19 protein-coding genes are annotated in these 24,426 nt (G+C 73.5%); 7 read left to right on the top strand and 12 right to left on the bottom strand.

What is annotated here, in order from left to right:
- The first annotated feature begins 120 nt into the window (after positions 1–120).
- The 7 genes from IE118_RS30085 (at position 121) to IE118_RS30055 (ending at position 11,580) form a co-directional block, all read left to right on the top strand.
- Positions 121–1,689, top strand: coding sequence for a class I adenylate-forming enzyme family protein (locus tag IE118_RS30085; protein WP_189561255.1), 1,569 nt, complete (start codon positions 121–123; stop codon positions 1,687–1,689).
- A 352-nt stretch (positions 1,690–2,041) separates the two neighbouring features.
- Positions 2,042–4,021 (top strand): FAD/NAD(P)-binding protein, encoded by a 1,980-nt coding sequence (locus IE118_RS30080; RefSeq protein WP_189561254.1) that lies wholly within the window; start codon positions 2,042–2,044, stop codon positions 4,019–4,021.
- Positions 4,018–5,418 (top strand): nitrosuccinate lyase, encoded by a 1,401-nt coding sequence (locus IE118_RS30075; RefSeq protein WP_189561253.1) that lies wholly within the window; start codon positions 4,018–4,020, stop codon positions 5,416–5,418. Before IE118_RS30080 ends, IE118_RS30075 begins: the two co-directional genes overlap by 4 nt.
- 76 nt (positions 5,419–5,494) lie before the next feature.
- Positions 5,495–6,874: an MFS transporter gene (locus tag IE118_RS30070; protein ID WP_189561252.1), complete on the top strand. Its 1,380-nt coding sequence runs from the start codon at positions 5,495–5,497 to the stop codon at positions 6,872–6,874.
- Positions 6,864–8,981: a molybdopterin oxidoreductase family protein gene (locus tag IE118_RS30065; RefSeq protein WP_189561251.1), complete on the top strand. Its 2,118-nt coding sequence runs from the start codon at positions 6,864–6,866 to the stop codon at positions 8,979–8,981. Before IE118_RS30070 ends, IE118_RS30065 begins: the two co-directional genes overlap by 11 nt.
- Positions 8,978–10,360 (top strand): FAD-dependent oxidoreductase, encoded by a 1,383-nt coding sequence (locus IE118_RS30060; RefSeq protein ID WP_189561250.1) that lies wholly within the window; start codon positions 8,978–8,980, stop codon positions 10,358–10,360. Before IE118_RS30065 ends, IE118_RS30060 begins: the two co-directional genes overlap by 4 nt.
- The gene (locus IE118_RS30055) at positions 10,357–11,580 is read left to right on the top strand and encodes an FAD-dependent oxidoreductase (RefSeq protein ID WP_229847003.1); all 1,224 of its coding nucleotides are present in this window, start codon (positions 10,357–10,359) and stop codon (positions 11,578–11,580) included. Before IE118_RS30060 ends, IE118_RS30055 begins: the two co-directional genes overlap by 4 nt.
- A 667-nt stretch (positions 11,581–12,247) precedes the next feature.
- Here IE118_RS30055 and IE118_RS30050 read toward each other — a convergent pair.
- The 12 genes from IE118_RS30050 to IE118_RS29995 form a co-directional block, all read right to left on the bottom strand.
- A complete protein-coding gene (locus IE118_RS30050) occupies positions 12,248–12,832 on the bottom strand; it encodes an NADPH-dependent FMN reductase (RefSeq protein WP_189561249.1) in 585 nt (194 codons plus the stop codon).
- A 168-nt stretch (positions 12,833–13,000) separates the two neighbouring features.
- Positions 13,001–13,165, bottom strand: a complete 165-nt coding sequence (locus IE118_RS30045) for a hypothetical protein (RefSeq protein WP_189561248.1) — start codon at positions 13,163–13,165, stop codon at positions 13,001–13,003.
- Between the two features lie 50 nt (positions 13,166–13,215).
- Positions 13,216–14,844: a class I adenylate-forming enzyme family protein gene (locus tag IE118_RS30040; protein WP_189561247.1), complete on the bottom strand. Its 1,629-nt coding sequence runs from the start codon at positions 14,842–14,844 to the stop codon at positions 13,216–13,218.
- Positions 14,845–15,017: 173 nt separating this feature from the next.
- Positions 15,018–15,662, bottom strand: coding sequence for an NAD(P)H-dependent oxidoreductase (locus tag IE118_RS30035; protein ID WP_189561246.1), 645 nt, complete (start codon positions 15,660–15,662; stop codon positions 15,018–15,020).
- 186 nt (positions 15,663–15,848) lie between these two features.
- Positions 15,849–16,232 (bottom strand): YybH family protein, encoded by a 384-nt coding sequence (locus IE118_RS30030; protein ID WP_189561245.1) that lies wholly within the window; start codon positions 16,230–16,232, stop codon positions 15,849–15,851.
- An 18-nt stretch (positions 16,233–16,250) separates the two neighbouring features.
- Positions 16,251–16,865 carry a flavodoxin family protein gene (locus IE118_RS30025; protein ID WP_189561244.1) on the bottom strand — a complete coding sequence of 205 codons (615 nt, stop codon included), beginning with the start codon at positions 16,863–16,865 and terminating at the stop codon, positions 16,251–16,253.
- Positions 16,866–16,981: 116 nt separating this feature from the next.
- A complete protein-coding gene (locus IE118_RS30020; protein ID WP_189561243.1) occupies positions 16,982–18,127 on the bottom strand; it encodes an MFS transporter in 1,146 nt (381 codons plus the stop codon).
- A 426-nt stretch (positions 18,128–18,553) separates the two neighbouring features.
- Complete coding sequence (locus tag IE118_RS30015; RefSeq protein ID WP_189561242.1) at positions 18,554–20,038, bottom strand: MFS transporter; 1,485 nt, start codon at positions 20,036–20,038, stop codon at positions 18,554–18,556.
- 97 nt (positions 20,039–20,135) lie between these two features.
- Positions 20,136–20,621, bottom strand: a complete 486-nt coding sequence (locus IE118_RS30010; protein WP_221345343.1) for an RrF2 family transcriptional regulator — start codon at positions 20,619–20,621, stop codon at positions 20,136–20,138.
- 88 nt (positions 20,622–20,709) lie between these two features.
- Positions 20,710–22,320 carry an FAD-dependent oxidoreductase gene (locus tag IE118_RS30005; protein WP_189561241.1) on the bottom strand — a complete coding sequence of 537 codons (1,611 nt, stop codon included), beginning with the start codon at positions 22,318–22,320 and terminating at the stop codon, positions 20,710–20,712.
- A gap of 5 nt (positions 22,321–22,325) precedes the next feature.
- Positions 22,326–23,129, bottom strand: a complete 804-nt coding sequence (locus IE118_RS30000; RefSeq protein WP_189561240.1) for an arylamine N-acetyltransferase family protein — start codon at positions 23,127–23,129, stop codon at positions 22,326–22,328.
- Between the two features lie 10 nt (positions 23,130–23,139).
- Positions 23,140–24,195: a 3-oxoacyl-ACP synthase III family protein gene (locus IE118_RS29995; protein ID WP_229847002.1), complete on the bottom strand. Its 1,056-nt coding sequence runs from the start codon at positions 24,193–24,195 to the stop codon at positions 23,140–23,142.
- Between the last annotated feature and the right edge of the window lie 231 nt (positions 24,196–24,426).

Raw genomic sequence — 24,426 nt, 5'->3', positions numbered from 1 at the left:
ACTCCCGTCATCCGCACCTCGGGGCCGTCAGATCGCAGTGCCCTCGGGCCCGCGATCCGACATCCGTACATTCGGCAATGCCCTTCAGGAATCCGCAGCCATTCACGAGAGATCGGTTACATGTTTCTCCAGCGAATAGGAAGCAAGGGAATCAGGCTTGGCACGCTGTTCGACCGAGCGGCGGCCAGGCATCCGGCGAATTTCGTGATCCTCGACCACGACCTGGACATCGCCCCCGGCCTCGGCCGGCGCGTGACGCTGACCGAACTGGCCGACCTGGTGGACGACTTCGCCTCGCGGCTGTGGTCCGTCAAGGTGCGCCCGGGGGACCACGTCGTGGTGCACAAGAGCGACGGCTTCGACATCTCCCTCCTCGCCTGCGCCGTCGCCCGCACCGGAGCCATCCCGGTGCTGCTGTCGTCGAAACTGGACGGCGCGACGGTCGCCGAACTGCTGCGCCGGGTCGGGCAGCCGTTCCTCGTCACCGACCAGGACAAGCTCGAAAACCACCTTCCCGGCGAGGTCTTCGGCCTGTCCCGCAAGGTGCTGCTGACCTCCGGCGAGCACGAGGGAGCGACCTCGTTCGCCTCGCTGGCCGGCGTCGAGCGGGTGCCCGCGGTGAGCATGCCCATCGACCACCCGACGCTCATCACCCACACCTCCGGCACCACCGGCACCCCGAAGCTGGCCGTGCACACCGGCATGAGCTTCCAGTCCCGCTACCGGCCGCAGGCCACCGTCGTGGGCGCCACCGTGCGGCGCCGCGAGCCCGTCGCGGTCCACGTGTCGTTCGTGCACTCCCGGATGTTCACGGCGATGCCCATCTCGATCCTTCAGGGGCACCCGCTGATCGTCCTCAGGGACGACGACCCGCAGACCGTGGGCGAACTGTTCACGCAGATCCCGCCCGGTTTCATCGAGGCCCACCCCAACACCTTCCTGCGCTGGGAGGAACTGGCGGACGACCCGCGCGGGCCGCTGGCGAACGTGAAGTACTTCTCCTCCACCTTCGACGCCATCCACCCGCGCACCGTCCACACCATGCTGAAGGCCTCCCGCCGCCGGGGCCGGCGCTTCGCCCAGGCCTACGGGCAGAGCGAGGTCGGCCCGATCGCCGCGCGCACCTACTCGCTCAAGGACGGCGCCGACTTCAACGGCCGCTGCGTCGGCGTGCCGTTCGTGGGCATGACCGGCATCCGGGTGATCAGCCGTAACGGCGCGCCGGTCTCCAAGGAGAACCCCGGCTTCATCGAGGTCAGAAGCGACGGGCGGATCGTCACCTACCTCGGTGAGCACGAGCGCTGGCAGAAGCAGGTCAACGACGGCTGGTGGCGCATGGGCGACCTCGGCTACCGCACCAGGTTCGGCTGCCTGCACCTGCTGGACCGCGAGGTCGACGAGATCCCCGGTGTGCAGTCCACGCTGGAGATCGAGGACAAGCTGTTCACCCGCCTGCCGGAACTGGTCGAGGTCATCGTCATCTGCGGACCGGACGGGCGGGCGGTGCCGGTGGTGTGCACGCGCGGGGACGCACCGCTGGACGAGCTGGCCTGGAAGACCGCGGTGGTCGATCTGCCGGCGCTGGGCGATCCCGTCCAGTGGCGGCTGGAGGACCTCCCGCAGACCGCCACCACCAAGATCAAGCGCCTCGAGCTGGCCCGGCTGCTGGCGGCCGGCCCCGCCGCATAGCCTCCGGCGGATCAGGCCGGTCCTGCGGCCACCGTCCGCACCCCCCGCCCGGACCCCCGCCCGGACCCCCGCCCGGGTCTCCACCCCGCCCGGATCTCCACCCCGCCCGGACCCCCACCCCGCCCGGGCCACCGCCGCGCCCCTTGACGTCACCCGGCCTGCACACCGGCGGTTCCCGCGCGCCGCGCCCCCGGTGGGGGCCCGGGCACCGGGGGCGCGGCACGCCGGGTCGCACGCCCCGCTGCCCGCGCCTTTCGCCCCCGGCGCCCCCCTCACCGTCCCGCACGGCGGGCGGCCGGTTCCTGCCATCCAAGGACGCCCGCCCTCCCACGCCCAGAAACGGAGTATCCGCATGAGCAGCACCCTCGAGGTCTGCATCATCGGCGCCGGCCCCCGCGGGCTGTCGGTGCTGGAACGGCTGCTGGCCAACGAACGCCGCGCCTTCGCGCACAGCGCGGTCACGGTCCACGTCGTCGACCCCTCGGCGCCCGGCGCCGGCACGGTGTGGCGCACCGGGCAGTCGCAGCACCTGCTGATGAACACGGTGGCCTCCCAGATCACCGTCTTCACCGACGACAGCGCCCGGATCGACGGCCCCATCGAGCCCGGCCCCAGCCTCCACCAGTGGGCGCAGACCCTGGCCCTGCTCGGCAACCCGGCCGAGGCCGACCCCGCCGTCCTCGACGAGGCCCGGCGCCTGGGCCCCGACTCCTACCCCACGCGCGCCTTCTACGGCCGCTACCTCCAGGACTGCTTCGAGCGCATCGTGCGCTCCGCGCCCGCCCACGTCGAGGTCCGGGTGCACCGCTCGCGGGCCGTCGCCGCGGCCGACACACACGGCGTGCCCGGCGGCCCCCAGGGCATCCGGCTTCAGGACGGCACCCGGCTCAACGAACTGGACGCCGTCGTGATGGCCCAGGGCCACCTCCCGGCCCGGCTGTCGGCGCGCGAGGCACGCACCGCGAGCCTCGCGCGCATCCACCACCTCACCTACGTCACCCCGGCCAACCCGGCCGACCTGGACCTGACCGGCATCCGGCCGGGACAGAACGTACTGCTGCGCGGGCTCGGCCTGAACTTCTTCGACCACATGGCCCTGTTCACGCTGGGCCGCGGCGGCCGCTTCGAACGCGCACCGGGCGGCGGACTCCACTACCGCCCCTCGGGCAACGAGCCGAAGCTGTACGCCTTCTCCCGGCGCGGCGTCCCCTACCACGCACGGGGCGAGAACGAGAAGGGCGCCACCGGCCGCTACCACCCCCGCCTGCTGACCGCCGAGTACATCGCCACGCTCCAGGCGCGCTCGGCCACCGGCCGGCCGGTCCGCTTCGGCGAGGACCTGTGGCCGCTGATCTCCCGTGAGGTGGAGAGCGTCTACTACGGCACGCTGCTGGGCGAGCGCGGTGACGGAGGGCTCAAGGAGGAGTTCACCGACCGGCTGCTCGCCCTGGCGCCGGACGCCGACCCGGCCGCTCTCCTCGACTCCTACGGCATCCCGGCCGGGGAGCGCTGGGACTGGGAGCGCCTGTCGCGGCCGTACGGGGAACGCCACTTCGCCGACCGCGGGGAATTCACCGGCTGGCTGCTCGGCTACCTGCGGCGCGACGTCGAGGAGTCCCGCAAGGGCAACGTCAGCGGTCCCCTCAAAGCGGCTCTGGACGTGCTGCGCGACCTGCGCAACGAGATCCGGCTCGCGGTCGACCACGGCGGCCTCGAGGGCGACTCGCACCGCGACGACCTGGAGGGCTGGTACACGCCGCTCAACGCGTTCTTGTCGATCGGCCCGCCGGCCTCCCGCATCGAGGAGATGATCGCGCTGATCGAGGCGGGCGTGCTGACGCTGACCGGCCCAGGCACGCAGGTCCGCATCGACACCACCGGCCAGGTGTACGTCGCGACGTCGACGGCGGTGCCGGGCGAGCCGGTGCGCTCCACCGCGCTGATCGAGGCCCGGCTGCCCGAGCCGGACCTGCGCCGCACCGACGACCCGCTGCTGCAGCACCTGCTCGACACCGACCAGGCGACGCCGTACCGGATCGCGGGCGCGGGCGGCACCAGCTACCAGACGGGCGGGCTCGCGGTCACCGAGCGCCCCTACCGGCTCCTCGACGGCCGGGGCCGCGCCCACCCGCGGCGCTTCGCCTACGGCGTGCCCACGGAATCGGTGCACTGGGTGACCGCGGCCGGCATCCGGCCCGGCGTCGACTCGGTGACCCTCGGCGACTCCGACGCGATCGCCCGCTCGGTGCTGGCACTGCCGCCGGTGGCCCACGTGCCCGTCGGCGTACGGCCGGTGGGAGCCGACGGCGACCTGTCCGGGGTGGTCGTGTGACCGCGGCCTGCGACGGGCTCACGGACGCCGGGCTGCTGTCGCCGGTCAGGGCCGGCACACCCGCCGAGGCGGCCACCGGCGACCGGGCCTGGCTGCAGGCCATGCTGGACGCCGAGGCCGCCCTGGCCCGGGCGCAGGCATCGCTCGGCACCGTACCGAAGGAGGCCGCCCTCACCATCACACGGGCCGCCGACGCCGGCCGGCTCGACCTGCGGGCGCTGGCGCTCGCCGCCCGGGAGAGCGCCAACCCGGTGGTCGGCCTGGTGAAGGCGTTCACCGCGGTGGTGGCCGAACAGGACACCCGGGCCGCCGAGTACGTGCACCGGGGCTCCACCAGCCAGGACATCCTCGACACCGGCACCATGCTGGTCGCCCACCGGGTGCTCGGTATCGTCCGGGCCGACCTCGCACGCAGCGCGCGGGCCCTGGCACAGCTCGCCGCCCGGCACCGGGACACACCGGCCGTCGGCCGCACCCTCGCCCTGCACGCCGTACCGACGACGTTCGGGCTGCGGGCCGCGGGCTGGCGGCAACTGGTCCTGGACGCGGAGGCGCGCCTGGCCCGCGTCCACGAGGGCGGGCTGCCGGTCTCGCTCGGCGGGGCGGCCGGCACCCTGGCCGGCTACCTGGAGTACGCGGCCGTCGGCGACGACGGCCGACGGCCCGAACCGGGCCACTACCTGGACCGGCTGGCCGACGCGTACGCCGCCGAGACCGGCCTCGCCCGGCCCGTGCTGCCCTGGCACGCACTGCGCACCCCCGTCGCCGACCTGGCGTCCGCCCTGGCCTTCACGGCCGGCGCGCTCGGCAAGATGGCCGTCGACGTGCAGTCGCTGGTGCGCACCGAGGTCGGCGAGGTCGCCGAGCCCGGCCCGGACGGCCGCGGCAGCTCCTCCGCCATGCCGCACAAGCGCAACCCGGTGCTCGCCACCCTGCTGCGCAGCGCGGCCCTGCAGGTGCCGGCCCTGGCCGCCGCGCTCACCCAGTGCCTGGTCTCGGAGGACGAGCGGTCCGCCGGCGCCTGGCACGCGGAGTGGCAGCTGCTGCGCGAGTGCCTGCGGCTGGCCGGCGGCGCGGCCCACACGGCGGTCGAGCTCACCGAAGGGCTCGAGGTCAGGCCCGCACGGATGCGGGACAACCTTGCCCTGACGGGCAGCCAGATCGTCTCGGAGCGGCTGGCCGCCCGCCTTGCCCCGCTGCTCGGCAAGGCCGCGGCCACAGAGCTGACGACCGAGGCCGCACGGGTGACGGGCAGCACCGGCCGCCCCCTGGCCGAGGTACTCGCCGGCCTGCCCGGCCTGCCGCCACAGACCGCGGGCGAGCTTGCCGACCTGTGCGACCCGGCCGGATACACCGGAGCCGCCGGCGCCCTGGTGGACCGTGCACTACGGCACTGACCCCCCACCCCACCCGCCGCCGCGGCCCGGTGCCACCGGGCCGCCGCGGCACCACCCGGAGAAAGCCGAGGAGAAAATGGCCAGTGCACGAGCCGCCCGAGGGCGGTGGATGGAGAACTGGGACCCCGAGGACGAGGAGGCGTGGGAGCGGGGCGGGAAGCGCGTCGCCCGGCGCAACCTGGTGCTGTCGGTGCTCGCGGAACACGTCGGGTTCTCCGTGTGGAGCATGTGGTCGGTCCTGGTGCTGTTCATGTCGCCGAAGATCGGACTGGACTTCGCGCCCGACGAGAAGTTCCTGATGGTGGTGGTGCCCACCCTGGTCGGTGCCCTGCTGAGGCTGCCCTACAGCAGTGCCGTGACCCGGTTCGGCGGACGCAACTGGACCCTGTTCTCCTCACTGGTGCTCCTGGTACCGACGGCGGCGACGGTGTACTTCGTGCAGCGGCCGGGCACCCCGCTGTGGGTGTTCCTGCTGATCGGCGCGGCGGCCGGGGCGGGCGGCGGCAACTTCGCCTCCTCGATGACCAACATCACCGCCTTCTACCCGCAGCGCAAACAGGGCTGGGCGCTCGGCCTGAACGCGGGCGGCGGCAACCTGGGCGTCGCCGCGGTACAGCTGCTCGGCCTGCTGGTGATCTCCGCCGCCGGGGACACCCACCCGGCGTACGTCGCGGCGTTCTACCTGCCGCTGATCGCGCTGACCGCGGCGCTGGCCGCGCTGCGCATGGACAACGTCGCCATGGTGCGCGCCGAACCGGGCGCCCAGCGCGAGGCCGCGGCGAACCCCCACACCTGGTGGATCTCGCTGCTGTACGTCGGCACGTTCGGTTCCTTCATCGGCTTCGGGTTCGCCTTCGGGCTGGTGCTGCAGAGCCAGTTCGGGTCGACCCCGCTGGAGGCCGCCTCGTTCACCTTCCTCGGGCCGCTGCTCGGCTCGGTGGCCCGCCCCCTCGGCGGCAGGATCGCCGACCGCTTCGGCGGGGCACGCGTGACGACATGGGCGTTCGCCGGGATGGCGGCCGGCACGGGCGTCCTGCTGTGGGCCGGACAGAATGGTTCGTTCGCGCTGTTCGTGGCCGGGTTCACCTGGCTGTTCGTGGTGAGCGGCATCGGCAACGGATCGACGTACAAGATGATCCCCGCGGTCTTCGCCCGGCAGGCGCAGGACGCCATCACCTCCGGCCACGATGCGACGGCGGCCTTCGCGGCCTCCCGCCGCCTGTCCGGGGCCGTCATCGGCATCGCCGGCGCGGCGGGCGCGCTCGGCGGGGTCGCCATCAACCTCGCCTTCCGTTCGGCGTACGGCGACGCGGGCAGCGGTGCGCCCGCGTTCTGGTCCTTCCTCGCCTTCTACGGGCTGTGCGCCCTGGTGCTGCGGACCGTGTACCTGCGCGGCGAGCACCCGGGCACCCCCGTGCCCGCCACACGGCAGAGCCGGGCCTCCCATGTCCGGTGAGGGGAGGGCCGGCCGGCAGCGGGAGAGCACCACCCACTGCCCGTACTGCGCGCTGCAGTGCTCCACCGTGCTGTCGGGCGAGCGGGGCGGTGTGGCGGTGCGGCCCTCGGCCGACTTCCCCGTCAACCGGGGCGGGCTGTGCCAGAAGGGGTGGACGGCACCCTCCGTGCTGGCCGCCCCCGACCGGCTGCTCACCCCCCTGGTGCGCGCGGCCGACGGCACGCTCGCGCCGGCCGGGTGGGACGAGGCGCTCGACCTGGTGGCCGGGCGACTGCGGGAGATCCGCGCACGGCACGGCGCCGACGCGGTCGCGGTGTTCGGCGGCGGCGGGCTGACCAACGAGAAGGCGTACACCCTCGGCAAGTTCGCCCGCGTGGCCCTGGGCACCAGCCAGATCGACTACAACGGACGGTTCTGCATGTCGTCGGCGGCCGCGGCGACCACGGCGGCCTTCGGGCTCGACCGCGGGCTGCCGTTCCCGGTCACCGACCTGGACGGGGCCGACGTGATCCTGCTGGCCGGCGCCAACCCGGCGGAGACGATGCCGCCCCTCATGCGCCACCTCGAGGGCGCCGACCTCGTCGTCATCGATCCGCGTCGCACCCGTACCGCCGAGCGGGCCGCGCTGCACCTGCGCCCCGCCCCCGGCACCGATCTCGCCCTGGCCCTCGGCCTGCTGCACCTGGCCGTCACCGAGGGGCTGGTCGACCAGGAGTACGTGGACACGCGCACCGCCGGCTTCGACGCCGCCTGGGAGCACTGCACCGCCTGGTGGCCGGAGCGGGTGGAGGAGGTCACCGGCGTACCGGCGGACGAGCTGCGCACGGCGGTGCGGATGCTCGGCGGCGCCCGCCGGGCCTACGTGCTGACGGGCCGGGGCGCCGAACAGCACAGCAAGGGCTCCGACACGGTCGCCGCCTTCGTCAACCTGGCCCTCGCCCTTGGGCTGCCCGGCCGGGACGGCAGCGGCTTCGGCACCCTGACCGGTCAGGGCAACGGGCAGGGCGGCCGCGAGATGGGCCAGAAGGCGGACCAGCTGCCCGGCTACCGCTCGCTCGCCGACCCCGCCGACCGCGCCCACGTGGCCGCTGTATGGGGGGTGGACGCGAAGACGCTGCCCGGGCCCGGCCGCAGCGCCTACGAACTGCTCGACGCCCTCGGCACGGGCGCAGGGCCGCGCGCGCTGATGGTGTTCGGGGCCAACCCGGTGGTCTCCGCGCCCCGGGCCGCCCATGTCACCGAGCGGCTGCGCTCCCTCGACCTGCTGGTGGTGGCCGACTTCGTGCCGTCCGAGACGGCCGCGCTCGCCGACGTGGTGCTGCCCGTGGCGCAGTGGGCCGAGGAGGAGGGCACGCTGACCAGCCTGGAAGGCAGGGTGCTGCGCCGCCGCGCCCATCTGACCCCGCCGCCGGGCGTGCGCACCGACCTGGAGGTGCTGCACGCGCTCGCCGTCCGGCTCGGCCAGAGCGCCGGTGGCTTCCCCGTCCGGCCCCGGGAGGTCTTCGACGAGTTGCGCCGGGCCTCGGCCGGCGCTCGCGCGGACTACTCGGGCATCAGCTACGCACGCCTGGACGCGGGCGAGGCACTGCACTGGCCCTGCCCGGCCGGCGCCGACGGCAACGGCGCCGGCGACGGCCACCCGGGAACGCCACGGGTGTTCCTGGACCGCTTCGCCCACCCCGACGGGCGCGCCCGCTTCACCCCGGTGGACCACCGCCCGCCCGCCCGCGAACCCGACGCGGCCTTCCCGCTGTACGGGACGACCGGCAGGGTGCTGGCCCAGTACCAGTCGGGCGCCCAGACCCGCCGGGTGCCCGAACTGGTCGCCGCCGCACCGGAGGTGATCGTCGAGATGCACCCGGACACCGCCCGCCGCTTCGGCCTGGCCGAGGGGAGTATGGCCGAGGTCGGCTCGGTGCACGGCACCACCCGGGCGCGCGTACGGGTGACCCGCGCGGTGCGCCCCGACACCGTGTTCGTGCCGTTCCACTTCCCGGGCGCCGGACGCGCCAACCTGTTCACCGGCGACGCGCTCGATCCGCGCAGCCGCATGCCGGAGTTCAAGGTCAGCGCGGTGCGCGTCACACCGGCGGGTGAGCGGCCGTGACCGGCGTCGTCATCGTGGGCGGCGGCCCGGCCGCCCACCGGCTGGCCGCCCTGCTGGCGCGGTACGGACACCCGGGCGGGGTGAGCGTCGTCGGCGCCGAGCCCCGGCCCCCCTACAACCGGGCCCTGCTCGGCTCGGTCCTGGACGGCACGCTCGACGCGGACCGGCTGACCCTGCCCGCGCTGCCCGCCGCCGTACGGCAGCTGACCGGCGTGCGCGTCACCGCCGTCGACCGGGCCCGCCGTGCCATACGCCTGGACGACGGCCGCGAACTGCCCTACGGCGTCCTGGTCCTCGCCACCGGGGCCCGGCCGCGCACACCCCGGGTTCCGGGACTGCAGACGCAGCCCGGCCGGCTCGCCGACGGGGTGCGCGCGGTGCGAACCGCCGCCGACTGCCGGCCGCTGTCCGAGGGGCCCGTCGTGGTCGTCGGCGGCGGGATCCGCGGTGTCGAGACGGCGTGGGCGCTCAGCGGGACCGGGCAGGAGGTGGCGCTCGTCCACCCCGCCGGGCAGCTGATGGAGCGCCACCTGGACATGGTGGCCGCCGCGCTGCCGGCTGAGTGGCTCGCCGCCCGGGGCGTCGCACTGCACCTGGGCCGCAGGGCCGCCGAGTACACACCGGGCAAGGTGGTGCTCGACGACGGCCAGGTGCTGGCGGCGGGCACCGTGCTGCTGTGCACCGGCACCGTGGCGGAGTCCGCGCTGGCCCGCGCGAGCGGTCTCGAGGTGCGCGGGGGAGTGGTCGTCGACGACCTGCTGCGCACCGGCGACCCGCACATCCACGCCATCGGCGACTGCGCCGAGCACGCGGGCACCACCGGCACGACGGTGCTGCGGGCGTGGGAGCAGGCGGAGACGCTCGCCCGTAACCTCACCGGGCGGGAGCGGCCGTACGCCCCCGAGCGGCGCGTGCTGCGACCGCGCACCCCGGGCAGGGACATGGTCGTCCTCCCGCCGGCCGCCCCCGTCCGGCCGGACGACACCGACGCGACCGTCTCGCTGCTGGACCGGGCGCGGGGCCACCACGCCCGTCTCGTCCTGCGCGGCGGACGCATCCACGAAGGCACCGTCATCGGCTCGCCGTCCGCCGTCGCCGAGGTGAGCCGGCTGTACCTGCGCGACGAACCGGTCCCCGCCGACCTGCTCGCGCTGCTCACCGGAGCCGACGGCACCTACGCGGGCGACGGGACACCGCCCGACGACACCGTGGTGTGCCACTGCAACAACGTCACCCGAAAGGCACTGAAGGACGCCTGGCACCGCGGCGCGCACGACGAGGCGGCGCTGGCCCGGGCGACCCGGGCGACCACGGGCTGCGGCGGCTGCACCGCGGCCGTACGGAGCCTGTGCACCGCACTGGAAGGAGCGACACCGTGACGACCCGCACCCTGGTCGTGGCCGGCCACGGCATGGTGGGCCACCGGCTGGCCGGGGAGATCCTCGAGAACGACCGGGAGGGCCGCTGGCGCGTCGTCGTGCTCGGCGAGGAACCGCGCCCCGCCTACGATCGCGTGGCGCTGTCCTCCCTCCTCGGCGGAGCCACCCCCGACGACCTCACCCTCGCCGGACCCGGCGCCCCGGACGACGGCCGCCTGCTGCTGCGCCCGGGCACGACGATGACCGGCGCCGACCGCCCGACCAGGACGGTGACCTGCCACGACGGCACCGAGATCGGCTACGACGCGCTGGTGCTGGCCACCGGTTCGCGGCCCTTCGTGCCGCCCGCGCCCGGACATGACCTGCCGGGATGCTTCGTGTACCGGACGGTGGAGGACATCGCGGCGATCCGCGCGGCCGCCGTACCGGGCCGGGAAGCGGTCGTGGTCGGGGGCGGGCTGCTCGGCCTGGAGGCCGCGAACGGGCTCCGGCTGCTGGGCATGCGGCCCCACGTGGTGGAGAGGGCGCCGTGGCTGATGGCCCAGCAGATCGACGAGGGCGGCGGACGGGTACTGGCCCGGGCGATCGAACGGCTCGGGGTGGGCGTGCACTGCTCCAGCGCGCTGCACGCGGTCGGCGCGGGCACGGACGGCCGGGCCGGGCGGGTCGAACTGGCCGACGGCACGGTACTGGACGCCGCGCTCGTCGTCTTCGCCGCCGGAGTACGGCCGCGCGACGAACTCGCCGCCCCGCTGGGCCTCGAGCGCGGTGAGCGCGGTGGCTTCCTGGTGGACCAGTGGTGCCGGACCGCCGACGAGCACATCTGGGCGATCGGTGAGTGCGCGGCCGTACGGGGCCGCTGCCACGGGCTGGTGGCGCCCGGCTTCCGGATGGCCGAGACCGTGGCCCGCCAGCTGACCGGCGGGGCACCCGAGCCGTTCACCGGCGCGGACACCTCCGCCAAGCTCAAACTCCTCGGCGTCGAGGTGGCCGGCTTCGGCGACGCGCACGCCCGCTCCCCGGGTGCCATCGAGTACGTACGCGACGACCGGCGCGCCGGCACCTACGCCAAGGTGGTCCTCGCCGCGGACGGCCGCACCCTCCTCGGCGGCGTCCTGGCCGGCGACACCCGCGCCTACCCGGCCCTGCGCGCCCTGACCGCCCGCGAACTGCCCGCCTCCCCGGACGAGCTGCTGGCCGGGGCGGCGGGAGAAGCCTGAGCGGGCCCGGCTCCGACCGGGGCGGGGAACGCGGACCACCCCGGCGTCCCGGCACGCTCCGTCCTGCCCGGCGGCACCGGCACCTGTCCGCCACCGTGCGAGCACGCGGTCCGCGGGCCGAAGAACAAGCCCCCGGCGTCTTCGCCGTCCCTCTTCGCAGGGGTGCCTGAGCCGGGGCGCCGCTGCCCGTCCCGCCCGCAGCGCGGCACCGCCCGCCGCAGCGCGCAGCCCGCGCGTGGGCAAAACACCGCACGGACCGGCCGGAAGGGCCGGTCCGTGCGGTGGGCGCGGCAGGCGATGCCATCCACGTCGCCGGATCCGCCGAGCGTCCGGCGCCTGGGCGGGAGCAGGACAAGAGCCCGGCACGAACCGCCCCGTCGTGCCGGGCCCTGCTCCGGTGGGCCGGCGCACTCACCCTCGTTCGGTGCGCCGGCCCACACGGCCCGGACCCTGCCGAGCCGGGTACGGAGGAGTCCGGATCCTCGGCAGGGTCTTCCTCGCGGGCCCGCGTCGGGGGTGGTCGCGGGCCCGCGGTCCTGGGGGGTGGTGCGGTGCCGTCCCGCCGGCGCCGGGTGGGCGCGGGGCGGGGACAGCCGGTCAGGCTCGTGATCCGGCCGCCGCCCGGGGTGGTGGGGCGGCCGGTGGGGTACGGGGTGTCCCGAGGAGGTCAGTTGTCGTACGGGCGGCGGGCCTTGGCCTCCTTGGTGGCCAGCGCCCACCAGCTCAGCTTGTCCCAGAGGACCTTGGCGGCGGCCTCCGCGTTCGTCGGGTCGGTCAGCGTGCCCGCGGAATCGAACTGGGCCCAGGGGCTGTGGAAGCTGATGGCGTCCCGGACCGGGACGGCGTGCAGCTCGTTGAAGATGTGCCGCAGCTGCTGGACGGCGCGCAGACCGCCGGCGAGGCCGCCGTAGCCGACGAAGCCGACGGGCTTGGCGTGCCACTCGTACTGGGTCCAGTCCGCGGCGGCCTTCAGGGCGGCCGGGAAGCTGTGGTTGTACTCCGGTGTCACCACGACGAAGCCGTCCGCCGCCGACAGCCGGGCCGAGAACGCCCCGAGCACCTCGGAGACCTCGGGCGACGGTTCGTCGGTCAGGGCGGTCGGAAGCGGGAAGTCCGCCAGGTCGACCAGGTCGACCTCGATGTCGTCGCGTCCGTCGGCGGTGCCGACGAACCAGTTCGCGATCGTGGGCCCGAACCGGCCCTTGCGCACACTCGACAGGATCACGGCCACGCGGATGCGGTCACTCGACATGTCAGCCCTTTCACGGCGGTTCATTCCTCCACCCACAGAAGAACAAACCTGCATGCCGGTTTCCAAGTGGTATCGAAAACTTCGATCGGACGACGCGCCGCTGCCGGGCCCGCCGCGGGAGGGGCGGGCCCGGCAGCCGACATGCGTCGCACGGGCAGGCAGAGCCGGTCAGTCGACGCTCTGCAGGATGTGCGGTTCGGCGAGGTCCTCCTCGTAGCCGGCCAGGCGGATCGGCGCGGACCTCGCCCAGACCTCCAGGAACCCGGGGTCCGGAGGTAGCGGGCCCCATCCCGTGCGCTGCGCCGGCTGTCCGGGCGTCTGATGAGCTGCCACCCGTTCTCTCCCTTCTCCTCGTTCCGTTCGGTCCGTCCGCCGGAGCCGTTTCAGTGTGCGGCGGCTCCCGCACCCACCGGGGGAGTGGTCCGCGGTTCGCCCGCCGCCTCGGCCTCGCCCGCCGCCTCGGCCAGCTGCCGGGCCAGCTCGAGCCGGCGGATCTTCGCGGTGGCCGTGCGCGGCAGGTCGGACAGCCGGCGCTGGACGGGCGCGCCCAGGGCGGGCCCGCCGGCGACGGCGGCCTTCCAGCGCTCGAGGTCGAGCGGCTCGTCCCCGCGGGTGCACACCACCGGCACGGGCTTCTTGTCCGGGCCGGGCACGATGACCAGTTCGGTCAGCTCGTCCAGCTCGTGCAGCACCGCGTCCTCGATCTCCAGGGTGGAGCCGATGCCCGGGATGACGTCGACCTCCCGGTCGAGCAGGTGCAGACAGCCCCACTTGGTGCGGTAACCGACGTCCCCGCCCCGCCACCACTCGCCGATGACCTGCCGGTCGAAGCGCTCCTGCTCGCCGTAGTACGTCAGCGCGCGGCCGGCCGTGGCGACGTCGATGTAGCCGGGGTTCTCCCTCGTCGGCCTGCCGCCGCCCCGGGACACCAGCCGGTACTTGGTCATGCCGGGCGTGGAGTAGCCCTGGCAGCGGCCGTCGGCCTTCAGGGCGTTGCGGCGCCGGTAGGTGCGGCCGGCCAGCGGACCGCACTCGCTCTGCCCGTACACCTGGAGGAACACCGGGCTGCGGCGTTCCGAGGCGTGCAGGAACTTGTGCATCGTGCTCGGGTGGATCGCGTCGAAGGTGCTGTTGAAGTACTTGACGTTGGCGATCGGCCTGCGGGGGTCCTCGAGCATCTCCTCCCACTCCAGGAAGGAGTTGGGGTGGGTCTCCAGGACGCCCGGGCGGTGCCGGACCAGTATGTCGGCGACGTGCGCCGGGCTGCCGTCGTCCATGAAGACCATCGGCATCCCCCGCATCTGCAGCACGGCCAGGCCCAGGTACATCCGCGAGTGCACGTACGACACGTGCATGGCGACCGTCTCCCGCTTGCGGATGAAGGAGACGACCTTGTCCTGCCAGTTGCCGCGGGCGCCCAGCGAACGGGCCGAGTGCACCACCAGCTTGGGAACGCCGGTCGTCCCGGAGGTGTGCGTCATCAGGGCCGGCTGGTCGGGGTCGAGGAGGACCGGCGTGCGCTCCGGCGCGCCCGCCAGGTCCGCGAGCGCAACGGCGCCCGGGTGGGGGCCCGTCGCGCTGAGCACCCGCTCGGTCAGCTCCCGCAGCGGCAGGCCGGCCAGCGAGCCGGTCAGCTTCGCCGCGTCGGTGAGGAGGGTGGGCCGCTCGAGCCGCTCCAGCAGCTTGCCGATCGTCTCCCCGTCCAGGTGCGGGGAGAGCATCACCGGCACCGCGCCGATCCGGGCCACACCGCAGGCCAGCACCGTGATGTCGAAGCTCGACGTCTTGTGCACGGCCACGTGCTCGCTGGGGCGCACGCCCGCCGCCCACAGCCGGTTGGCGGTATCGGCGACGAGGCCGGCGAACTCCCCAACGGTCAGCGTCCGGCCCACCTCCGGGAAGGCATCCATACCGTGGTCGAGCGTGATCGGGGTGTCGCCGTACTTCTGGGCGGCTCGTTCGGAGACGACCCCGAGATAGAGGAACTTCTTGCTTTTCGGCACCTTGAACATCAGGACTCTTCCTCTGAGAACCGACACGCGAAAACAGGAACTCGTCCGGAAAACCTCTCATGGTAATTCATCGCCGGAAAGGAGAGGGCGGTCAATGCGTCATATCGCCGGCAAAGGAAAAGGCCGGGCCGCGCAAAATGCGCGGTCCGGCCTTTTCCTGGAGACGAGCGACGTCAGTCCTTCAGCCCCTGCTTGAGCGCCTCGGCCACCCGCATCGTGCGGACGGTCTGGTAGCCGACGGCGGCGAGGTTGTCGTCGGTGACGTTCTGCGCGAGGTGGCCCGGGATGGCCTGCAGGCCGGAGGTGGCGCTGACGCCGTAGGGGTTGCCGTTGCTCGGGGCGAGCAGGATGGAGTCGGTGACGCCGGGCGGCACGATGACCGCACCCCAGTGGTAGAAGACGTTGCTCAGGGACAGGATCGTGGACTCCTGGCCGCCGTGCGGGGTGCCCGTCGAGGTGAACGCGGACATCGCCTTGTTCTTCAGGCCGTGCCGCGCGTGCAGCTCGAAGGTCTGGTCGATGAAGTGCTTGAGCGGGCCGGCCAGCAGCCCGTAGCGGCCCGGCGTGCCCCAGACGACGGCGTCGGCCCAGTCCAGGTCGTCGATGGCGGCCACCTGGACGTTCCCGGCGGCGGCCGCGTGCTCGGTGTTCGCCTGGCTCCATTCCCTGTAGTTGGGCGCGAGCGGCTCGTCGGTGATCTCGGCGACCCGGCGCAGCCGTACCTCAGCCCCTTCCTTCTTTGCCGCCTCGGCGGCGGCGACAGCCAGCTTGTGGATGTTTCCGGTGGCCGAATAATAGACAATGGCGACATTGGTCATGGACGTACTGCTCCCTCATCGGGTCGAGTGCTCGTACCGTTTCCGGCTGTGGTTCGCGCTCCATGGTGTCGCGGGCGCGGCAGGACGGCCACCGAAATCCATTAGTCCGTCAAGTCTCCTCCCATTCCGGCCGGCCGACCGGTTTCCCGGAAACGGACAGCCGGACTGCGGCGGCGGGCCCGGCGGTCAGTCCCCGCCCACCTCCACCCCCGGCGGATTGTCGATGATGTAGCGCCACAGGCCGTCGGGGCCGCGCCGGGCCACGTCGGTGGCGGTGCCCTCGATGTGGACGTGCTCCCCGTCGGGCCTGGTGCCGTCGATGACGAAGTCGCCGATCACCAGGGCCGTGTCGCCGTAGACGTACGTGTGCCGGACGGTGATCTCGATCGGGACGCCCAGGGCGAGGAAGCTGCTGGTCGCCTGCCGGCGGCCGTCGCCGGTCACCACCACACCCGGCCGCAGCACCCGCACCGCATCCGGTTCGAACAGCCGGTCGATGGCGCCGAGGTCCTTGGCGTTGAAGGCCTCCACGAAGACCGAGGGCAACCGGGCCGGGTCACTGACTGCCATGATGTCTCTCCCCTCCGGTCAGACGGCGGCCGGGGCGGCTGCGGCCGCCTTCAGAGCTGCGGCGACCTGGATGGTGCGGCGGGTCTGGTAGGCGATCGCGCCGACGTTCTCGTCGTGGATGAAGCCGGGGCGGTTACCGGCCACCGTGCTCGCGCCGTACGGATTGCCGTTGTTCTTCTCGTACAGCACCGGATCGGCGGAGCCGGTGGCGACGATCACCGAACCCCAGTGGCAGATCGCGTTGTGCAGCGCGAGGATCGCCGTCACCTGGCCGCCGTGCTCGGCGGAACCGGAGGCGAAGGCGGAGACGGCCTTGTCGAGCAGCTTGCCCTGGATCGACAGCGGCGAGGACGTGTTGATGAACTGCATCAACTGCGGGGCGGCCAGACCGAAGTGGACGGGCGAGCCGAGCAGGACGGCGTCCGCCCACTCCAGGTCGTCCAGGGTCGCCTCGGGTATGTCCGCCACACTGGCTGCGTGCTCCTGGGAGCCGGGCCGGCCCGTGGCGGCGAACTCGGGCACCCGGCGCAGCCGCACCTCGGCGCCCTCCGCGGCGGCGGCGTCCGCTGCCGCCCGGGCGAGCCGGTGGGTGGAGCCGGTGGACGAGTAGTAGATGACGGCGACGTTGGTCATGATCGAGGGCTCCCTGGGCGTACGGGGTCATGAGTACGTGGGCGGTGCGGTGCACGGCGCTGACCACATCGTTGTGCGCCGGGCGAGGGTGCGGCAACGAAGCGGCCGCGAGTGCGTCAGGTCGTCCGCCTGCCGCGCAGGACACCGCAGGCGGCGACCGTCAGGGCGAGCGCGAGGAACAGCGCCAGCGAGGCGAAACCGTCGAAGACAGGAGCGAGTTGGGCGCCGGCCCCGGCTCCCACGTTGAGCGTGAAGCCGTACAGGGCGATGGCCGTGGTCTGGGCCGCCGCGCCGGCCCGGGCGCCGACCGATTCGATGAGCGCCGGACCGAGGGTCGAAAAGCCCGCCATGAACGCGAACAGCGCGGCCCCCAGCACGACGGCGTCATTCCCGCCGGCAGTGGCGACCAGCAGCGCGGCCACGGTCACCAGCAGCGCCCCGGCCGCCCGGCGCGGGGCGGGGAAGCGGGCGAGGAGAGGGGCGGCCAGCACGGCGCCCAGCAGGGCCGGCAGGGCGCTGGCCCGCAGCGCGAGCAGCGGCGCACCGCCGTCCGCCACGGCGTCGGGCCCGTACAGCTGCACCCCGGTGTAGACGGCGGTGAGACTGCCCGCGCCGACCAGGATGATCAGGTACAGCGGGACCATCCGGGAGCCCAGCGCGCTCTTCAGGCCCGAGAGGCCGCTCCCGCTGACCCGCTCCTCGGGCAGCAGGACCCGCCAGGAGACGACCGCCCCCGCCAGTAGCAGCGGCACCGTGCCCCAGAACGTCCACACCCAGCCCCACCACGCCGCCACCAGCTGCGCCTCGACCTGCCCGATCACCACCGTGGCCCCCATACAGGCCGAGACCACGGTCAGGGCCAGGGAGACGCGGTGCGGAGCGACGCGGGCATGGATGTAGGCGTACGCCATGGGAATGAACGAGCCCGCGAACAGGCCCTGCAGGGCGCGCAGGGCGACCCCGTCGGTCAGGGAGGCCGCCAGCGGCAGCAGGGCGGTGACGACGGCCATGGCCAGGACGCTGGCCACCATCACGGTGCGCCGCCCCCAGCGGGTGGACAGCGGCCCGCTGACGAGCGAGCCCACCGCGTGGGCGAAGGCGAACGCGGTGGTCGAGGCCGCCGCCGCCCCGGTCGACACGCCCCAGGCGCCGGCGAGCTCCGGCATGAGCGGGATGGTCACGTACATCTGCCCGACCACGAGCACACCCATGACGGACACGGTGGCGACGGTCGCGACGAGCGGCGCGGTCCCCGCTGTCACGGGGGGCGGTGCCTCGGCAACCGGTGATTTCGACATGCACCCAGCGTCGGAGCGCCCCCACGGCCCCAGCAACCGGCCGCACGACGATATGTCAGGTCCCCGCCCCGAATCCCGCACCTCTTGAAGGCAGTGAACCCGGCGGTGCCGGGCGCACCGGACGGACACGGCGGCGCGATCACCACCGTGATGGAGGTGGCCGGCGGCAAACGGGGAAGGCGAGGAGCGGCCGGACCGAAGTCTGGTGTGAATGCGGCGGGTTGCCCTGTCCCCGCGCGCCGGACCACCCCCGCGCGTCGGCGGAACCGTGGTGCCGGCCTGATGCCCCGTCGGCCGGGGGCGGACATGCCGAACCCCCGCACCCGCGGGGGAACGAGTGGTGCGGGGGCCGGCGGCCGACCCGCCCGGATGGGCGGACCGGAGCGGGGGTCAGACCTGGACGGCCTGGGGCTTCTCCGAGGTGGTGGCCGTGGGCTCCCCGCCCTGGGCGACGGTCCGCTTCCTGGGCTTGTCCAAGCCGAGGGCGACCAGCGCGGTCAGGGCGATGCCGGCCGCGGCGATGAACACCGCGGTGCGCAGTCCGTCGGTGGTGGCCGAGCGCAGCGCCTCGCCGGTGAGGCCCTCGAGGCCGGAGTTGGCGACGGCGACCAGGACGGCCAGACCGACCGCACCGCCGATCTGCTGCGTGGTGGAGGCCCAACCGGAGGCGATGCCCTGCTCCATCGGGTCGACGCCGACCGTGGCGGCACCGAACATCAGCGTGTAGCCGGCACCCTGGCCGAGACCCATGACGACCATGCCGGGGATCAGGGCGACGTAGGAGCTGTCCGTGGCCAGGGTCAGGCCCAGGATCACGGTCCCGACGAGGCCCACCACCAGGCTGGCGATCATGATGGCGCGCAGCCCGTACTTCGTGGCCAGGCGGCCGGCCGTCTGGGCGCCGATGGCGATGGCGACCATCGGGACGAGGAACGCCAGGCCCGTCTCCAGCGCGCTGTAGCCGTGCACGCCCTGGAAGTAGACGGTCAGGAAGTAGAGCAGGGTGCCGAAGGTCGCCATGTAGAAGAAGGTGATCCCGGCGCCGGTGCTCAGGTTGCGGTTGCGGAACAGGCGCAGCGGCATCAGCGGGTCGCTGCTGCGCTTCTCGATCAGGACGAACGACACCAGCAGGGCCGCGCCGAGGACGAGCGCGCCGACGATCAGCGGCGAGCCCCAGCCCGACTCCGGGCCCTGGACCAGGGCGAAGACGACCGAGGTGGTACCGACGGTGGAGGTCAGCGCACCGGCCAGGTCGAAGGAGCGGCGGCTGCCGCCCGTGGCGTCGGGGGCGATGAGAGGGAGGGCGGCCAGGATCGCGAGGACGGCCAGCGGGACGTTGACGTAGAAGACGGACTCCCAGCCGAACGCCTCGGTGAGGACGCCGCCGAGGAGGGAGCCGAGGATCATGCCGGAACCGCCGGCGGTGCCCCAGATGGCGAAGGCGCGGTTGCGCTCCTTGCCCTCGGCGAACTTGGTGGAGACCAGGGTCAGCGTGGCCGGGAAGAGGAACGCGCCGCCGACGCCCTGCACCGCGCGGGCCGCGACCAGCACCCACGGGTCGGTGGCCAGGCCGCCGAGCAGCGAGGACACCCCGTACAGGGACAGGCCGAGGATGAAGATGCGGCGCGGCCCCCACAGGTCGCAGGCCCGGCCGCCGAGCAGCAGGAACCCGCCGAACGCGACGGCGTAGGCGCTGATCACCCACTGCAGGGTCTGGGCGGAGAACCCGAGCCCTTCACCGATCTCGGGGAGGGCGACGTAGACGATGTTGTAGTCGATGGAGATGATCAGCTGGGCGAACGCCAGCAGCGCCAGGAGGAGTCCGAGGCGCCGGCGCGGCGCCTCGGTGGCGGCGCCTGTGGCCGAAGACGGCATGACTGTGCCTTTCACTACGGGGTCAGGGATTCGACAGGCGCACGGGGCGCCATCGCCGGGGGACGGCCCCGACGCGTACAGGGAGTGCGCTCTTGGTTCAGGTGCGGTCGAACCAGCTGCGTACGTGGTCCGGTGCCGCGGGGTTGGCTTGCCGGACCGCGTCCGCCAGATCGGCGATCGTCCGGCTCGCCAGCTGGTGCCGCCAGGCCAGTTCTGCGTGGGAGAAGGCCTGGGCCACGGTGCAGGGGGTGCGGCGACCGGCCGGGCCGGCGATGCCGCCGGCCGGTCCCTGGTGACGGATGCCCGTGCACAGGAAGGCCTGTGCCGATCCGTCTATGGCGACCGCCACGTCCATCAGGGTGATCTTCTCCGGTTCGCGGCCGAGACGGAATCCGCCACGAGGGCCGGAGCGGGCCGAGACGACACCCGCTCGTCCCAGAGCGTGCAACTGCTTGTTCAGATAAGCCGCGGGCAGGTTGTGGAACTCGGCCAGCCTCGCGGCCGGCACCGCCCTGTCAGGGGCGAGCCAGGACAGGTTGATGCAGCAGTGCACCGCCCATTCCACGCCCTCTCGCAGCTTCATGTCCTGGACATTACGCATCCGCGATGTCCGCCAGAAGGGCCCGCCTCTTTTAATGTCAAGTCGCCCCGGGCGGGCCTGTTCCACCTGGTCAGCGCCTGTTTCGGCCGGTGCCGGTCAGCGCCTGCCTCAGCTCGGCCTCCAGGCGGCCGAGGTCGGCCCGGTGGCCGTGTGCGGCGATGTGCCCGTCCGGCCGCACCAGCCAGTAGCCGGCGCTGCGGCAGCCGGTGGCGAAGGCGCTCTCGCGGCGCCGCAGCACCACGGTGCGCACCGCCCCGCCGTGGCGGGCCACGACGTGCCCCGCCTCCGCCCGCCAGGCCTTCGACGGCGGCGCGAGGACCAGGGTCCAGGCGTGCGGGTCGGCACCGGGCCCGCTGATGCCGTACGCCAGGGCGGGCCGCCGCGGGAAGACGGCGCCGTCCTTCAGTCCGCCCGGGACCCGGCCCCGCACCCGGCAGGCGGCGGCTCCCGAGGGGAGCTGGGTGTCGCGCACCGGCGGGTAGGCCAGGCGCCGCCCGGCCATCACCGGGGTGTAGAACCGTGAGACGGCCCCGGTGCGGTCGAGCAGCTTGAAGACGGCGTCCCGCGCGAGGACCTTGGCCCGGCTGTTCGCCACCCAGGCACGGGTCTGCAGATCGGTGTCGCGCACGATCTGACGGGTGACCTCCGAACGCTCGGCGCCGTAGCCGGCGAGCAGCGACGCCGGGGACTCGCCGCGGATGACGGCGGCCAGCTTCCAGCCCAGGTTCTGGGCGTCCTGCAGGCCGTTGTTCATGCCCTGGCCGCCGGCCGGGCTGTGCACGTGCGCGGCGTCGCCGGCGAGGAAGACCCGTCCGACGCTGAAGTCGCAGGCGTGGCGGGCGTGCACGCGGAAGACCGCCTGCCACACGGCCTCAGTCAGCCGCACCCCGCGCGGCCCGCGCTCCTCGAGGAGCCCTTGCATCATCTCCAGGGAGACCTCGTGGCGGCCCTGCGGCATGACGGACAGGAACCGGTAGACGCCGCCGGGCATCGGCACGACGACCAGGGCACCGCTGGGCGCCTGGTAGAACAGGCATTCGTCCGGGGGGAGTTCACCCTCGATCCGCGCGTCGACGAGCGCGAAGGCCATCTCGTACGTACTGCCCTGGAAGCCGATGCCGAGCTGGCCGCGGACCGCGCTGCCGGCGCCGTCCGCGCCCACCACGAAGGGCGCACGGATACGGTCGAGGCCCCCGCCGGGCAGTTCCACCACGGCGGTGACGCCGTCGCTCGCGCCGATGTCGCCGGAGAAGTCCACGCCCTCCAGGGCCAGCAGCCGCACCCCGCGCTCCACCTTGCCGCCGAGCTCGGCCAGCCGCTCGGCCAGCAGCCGTTCGGTCACGTGCTGCGGCAGCACCCGGCAGGCGGTGTCCTCGGTCAGGGCGAAGGAGGCGAGCGGTGTGCGTTCGGAGAAGTAGCTGAGCCGGTTGACCAGGCCCGACTCGCGCCTGATGCCGTCGGCGAGCCCCGCGTCCTCGAGGATGTCGAGCGCGCGGGGCCACACGGACAGCGCCTTGGGCGTGGTCGACGGCTGCTCGGCGCGGTCGATGACCCGCACCCGTATGCCGCGGCGCATCAGTTCCACGGCGGTCAGCAGACCGGTGGGCCCGGCACCGACGACCAGGACGTCCAGATCGGACGTGCCGGCGGCCGGCCCGGTGGTGTGGGTGTGGTCGGCCATCGTGCTCAATCCGTCCGCACGCCGGCGGTGACGCCCCCGGCGGGCTCGTCGGGCAGCCGGTCCAGGCTGATGCCGAAGTACTTCTTGTACGCCTCCAGGGCCTCCGCCCCGCTGTCGAGGGTGAACTTGGAACGCTCCTCGCCGGCGACCATGCTCACCTGCTTGTTGCCCTTGACGGTGACCAGGCCGTCGGGCGTGCGCATGGAGCAGAACAGGCCCTGCAGGAAGGAGGAGTCGGGCGAGGTGCGGTACCACCACAGGGCGGGCGCGAAGTCGGCGACCGTCACCGGCCGGTCGGCGACCCGGTACAGGGGCTTGCCGCCGAGGTGGATGTCGACGACGCCGTCGCTCACGTCGTGCAGCTGGTAGTCGCCGTGCGGGTCATGCTGTACCTCGCGCGAGGCCAGATTCAGCGGGAAGCGGCTGTTGCGGCCGAAGCCGACGTCGACCAGCCAGTCCTCGCCGTCGGCCCTCACCCGCAGCGCCAGGTGGCCGAGGAAGGGGCCGAGGACGCCGCCCGGCCGGTGCACCCAGCCCGGCAGGATGTCGACCTCGTAGCCGAGCGAGGCCAGCAGGAACGACAGGGCGGGGTTCACCTCGAAGCAGCCGCCGCCGCGGTGGTCGCGCACGATCTTCTCCAGGACGCGTTCGTCCATGAAGATCTCCTCGCCGAGGTGGTAGCCGAGGTTCTCGAAGGGGACCGTCAGGATGTGCCGCTCCATCAGGTGGCGCAGCCCTTCGAGGTCCGCGCGCTCGGGCCGCGTCGCGCCGATCCGGCGCAGATAGTCCTCCATGATGCCGTCCAACATCGCTGTCTCCTTAGGCGCGTGTGGTGCTGTGTGAGGGGTGGTTGTGCTGCCAGCGCAGCAGCGACAGGCCCATCGCCATGCCGCCGCCGAAAGCGGCCAGCAGGACGAGGTCCCCGTCGTCGAGCTGTCCCGAGCGGACCGCCCGGTCGAGGGTGACGGGGACCGAGGCGGCTCCGGTGTTGCCGAAGTCCTCGTAGCTGAAGCGGGTGTGACCGGCCGTGATACCGACCGTGGCCGAGAGGTCCTCGAGCATCCGCCCGTTGGCCTGGTGCGGCACGAAGTGGTCGACGGCGCGGGGGCTGAATCCCGCATCCTCGACGAAGCCGGTGATCGCCGGGGCGACCGTGGAGTTCACGAAGTCGCGTACGCCGCGGCCGTTCATGGTGAAGTAGTGCAGGCCCGCGGCCAGGGTCTCGGCGCTCGCCGGCAGACGGCTGCCGCCGGCCGGCACCTCGATCAGATCGCGTTCGGCGCCGAACCCGGCCAGCCGTCCGGCCAGTAGGCCGCGCCCGGGCCGGGCCGGGCCGAGCACCACCGCTCCGGCACCGTCACCGAAGAGGATGGCGGTGCGCCGATCGGCGGGGTCGAGGATGCGGGAGTACACGTCCGCGCCGATGACCAGCGCGTACGGCGAGTCGGAGCCCGCGAGGACGTGCTGGGCGGCGTTCAGCGCGAACACGAAGCCGCTGCAGACGGCGTTGACGTCGAAGGCGGCGGTGCCGTGGCCCGCGCCGAGGCCGTCGGCGACCACGCTGGCGGTCGGCGGCTGCGGCTGGTCGGGTGTGGAGGTCGCGACCACGATCAGCGAGAGGTCGGCGGCGACGATGCCGGCGGCCTCCATCGCGGCCCGTCCGGCGGCCACGGCCAGGTCGGAGGTGGCCTCGTCCGGTTTGGCCCGGCGCCTGTTGCGTATTCCGGTCTTGGTCCGGATCCATTCGTCGGTGACCCCGGCGGCGGCCGCCACTTCGTCGTTGCCGACGACGTGGGAGGGCAGACAGGATCCCGTTCCCAGGATCGCTGTGCCTGCACTCGTCCGGCCGGACCGGGCCATGCCCGTGGTGATCATGTGTGACCCTTCCATGAGAGTTCGGGCCTTCCCGCGCAGGCCGATGCTCCCGATCCCGCCCGGCAACCGGCAAAGGCCGGGGGCGGAACCCGTCAGGTTCCGGGGGAGTACGTCATATGGCGGCCGGGCCGGGCTGGTTGTCGGCGTACCGGAACGGCCGCCGGCTGCCCCGCAGGGGCGTGTCGGTGGTGTTTGCCGGCCCGTGCGGCACAGGGGCGTCGGCCCCGAGCC

This window comes from Streptomyces pilosus, assembly GCF_014649835.1.
GTDB lineage: Bacteria > Actinomycetota > Actinomycetes > Streptomycetales > Streptomycetaceae > Streptomyces > Streptomyces pilosus.
Note: the sequence above shows the minus strand (reverse complement) of the source record. Positions and strands in the feature narration are given on the sequence as shown.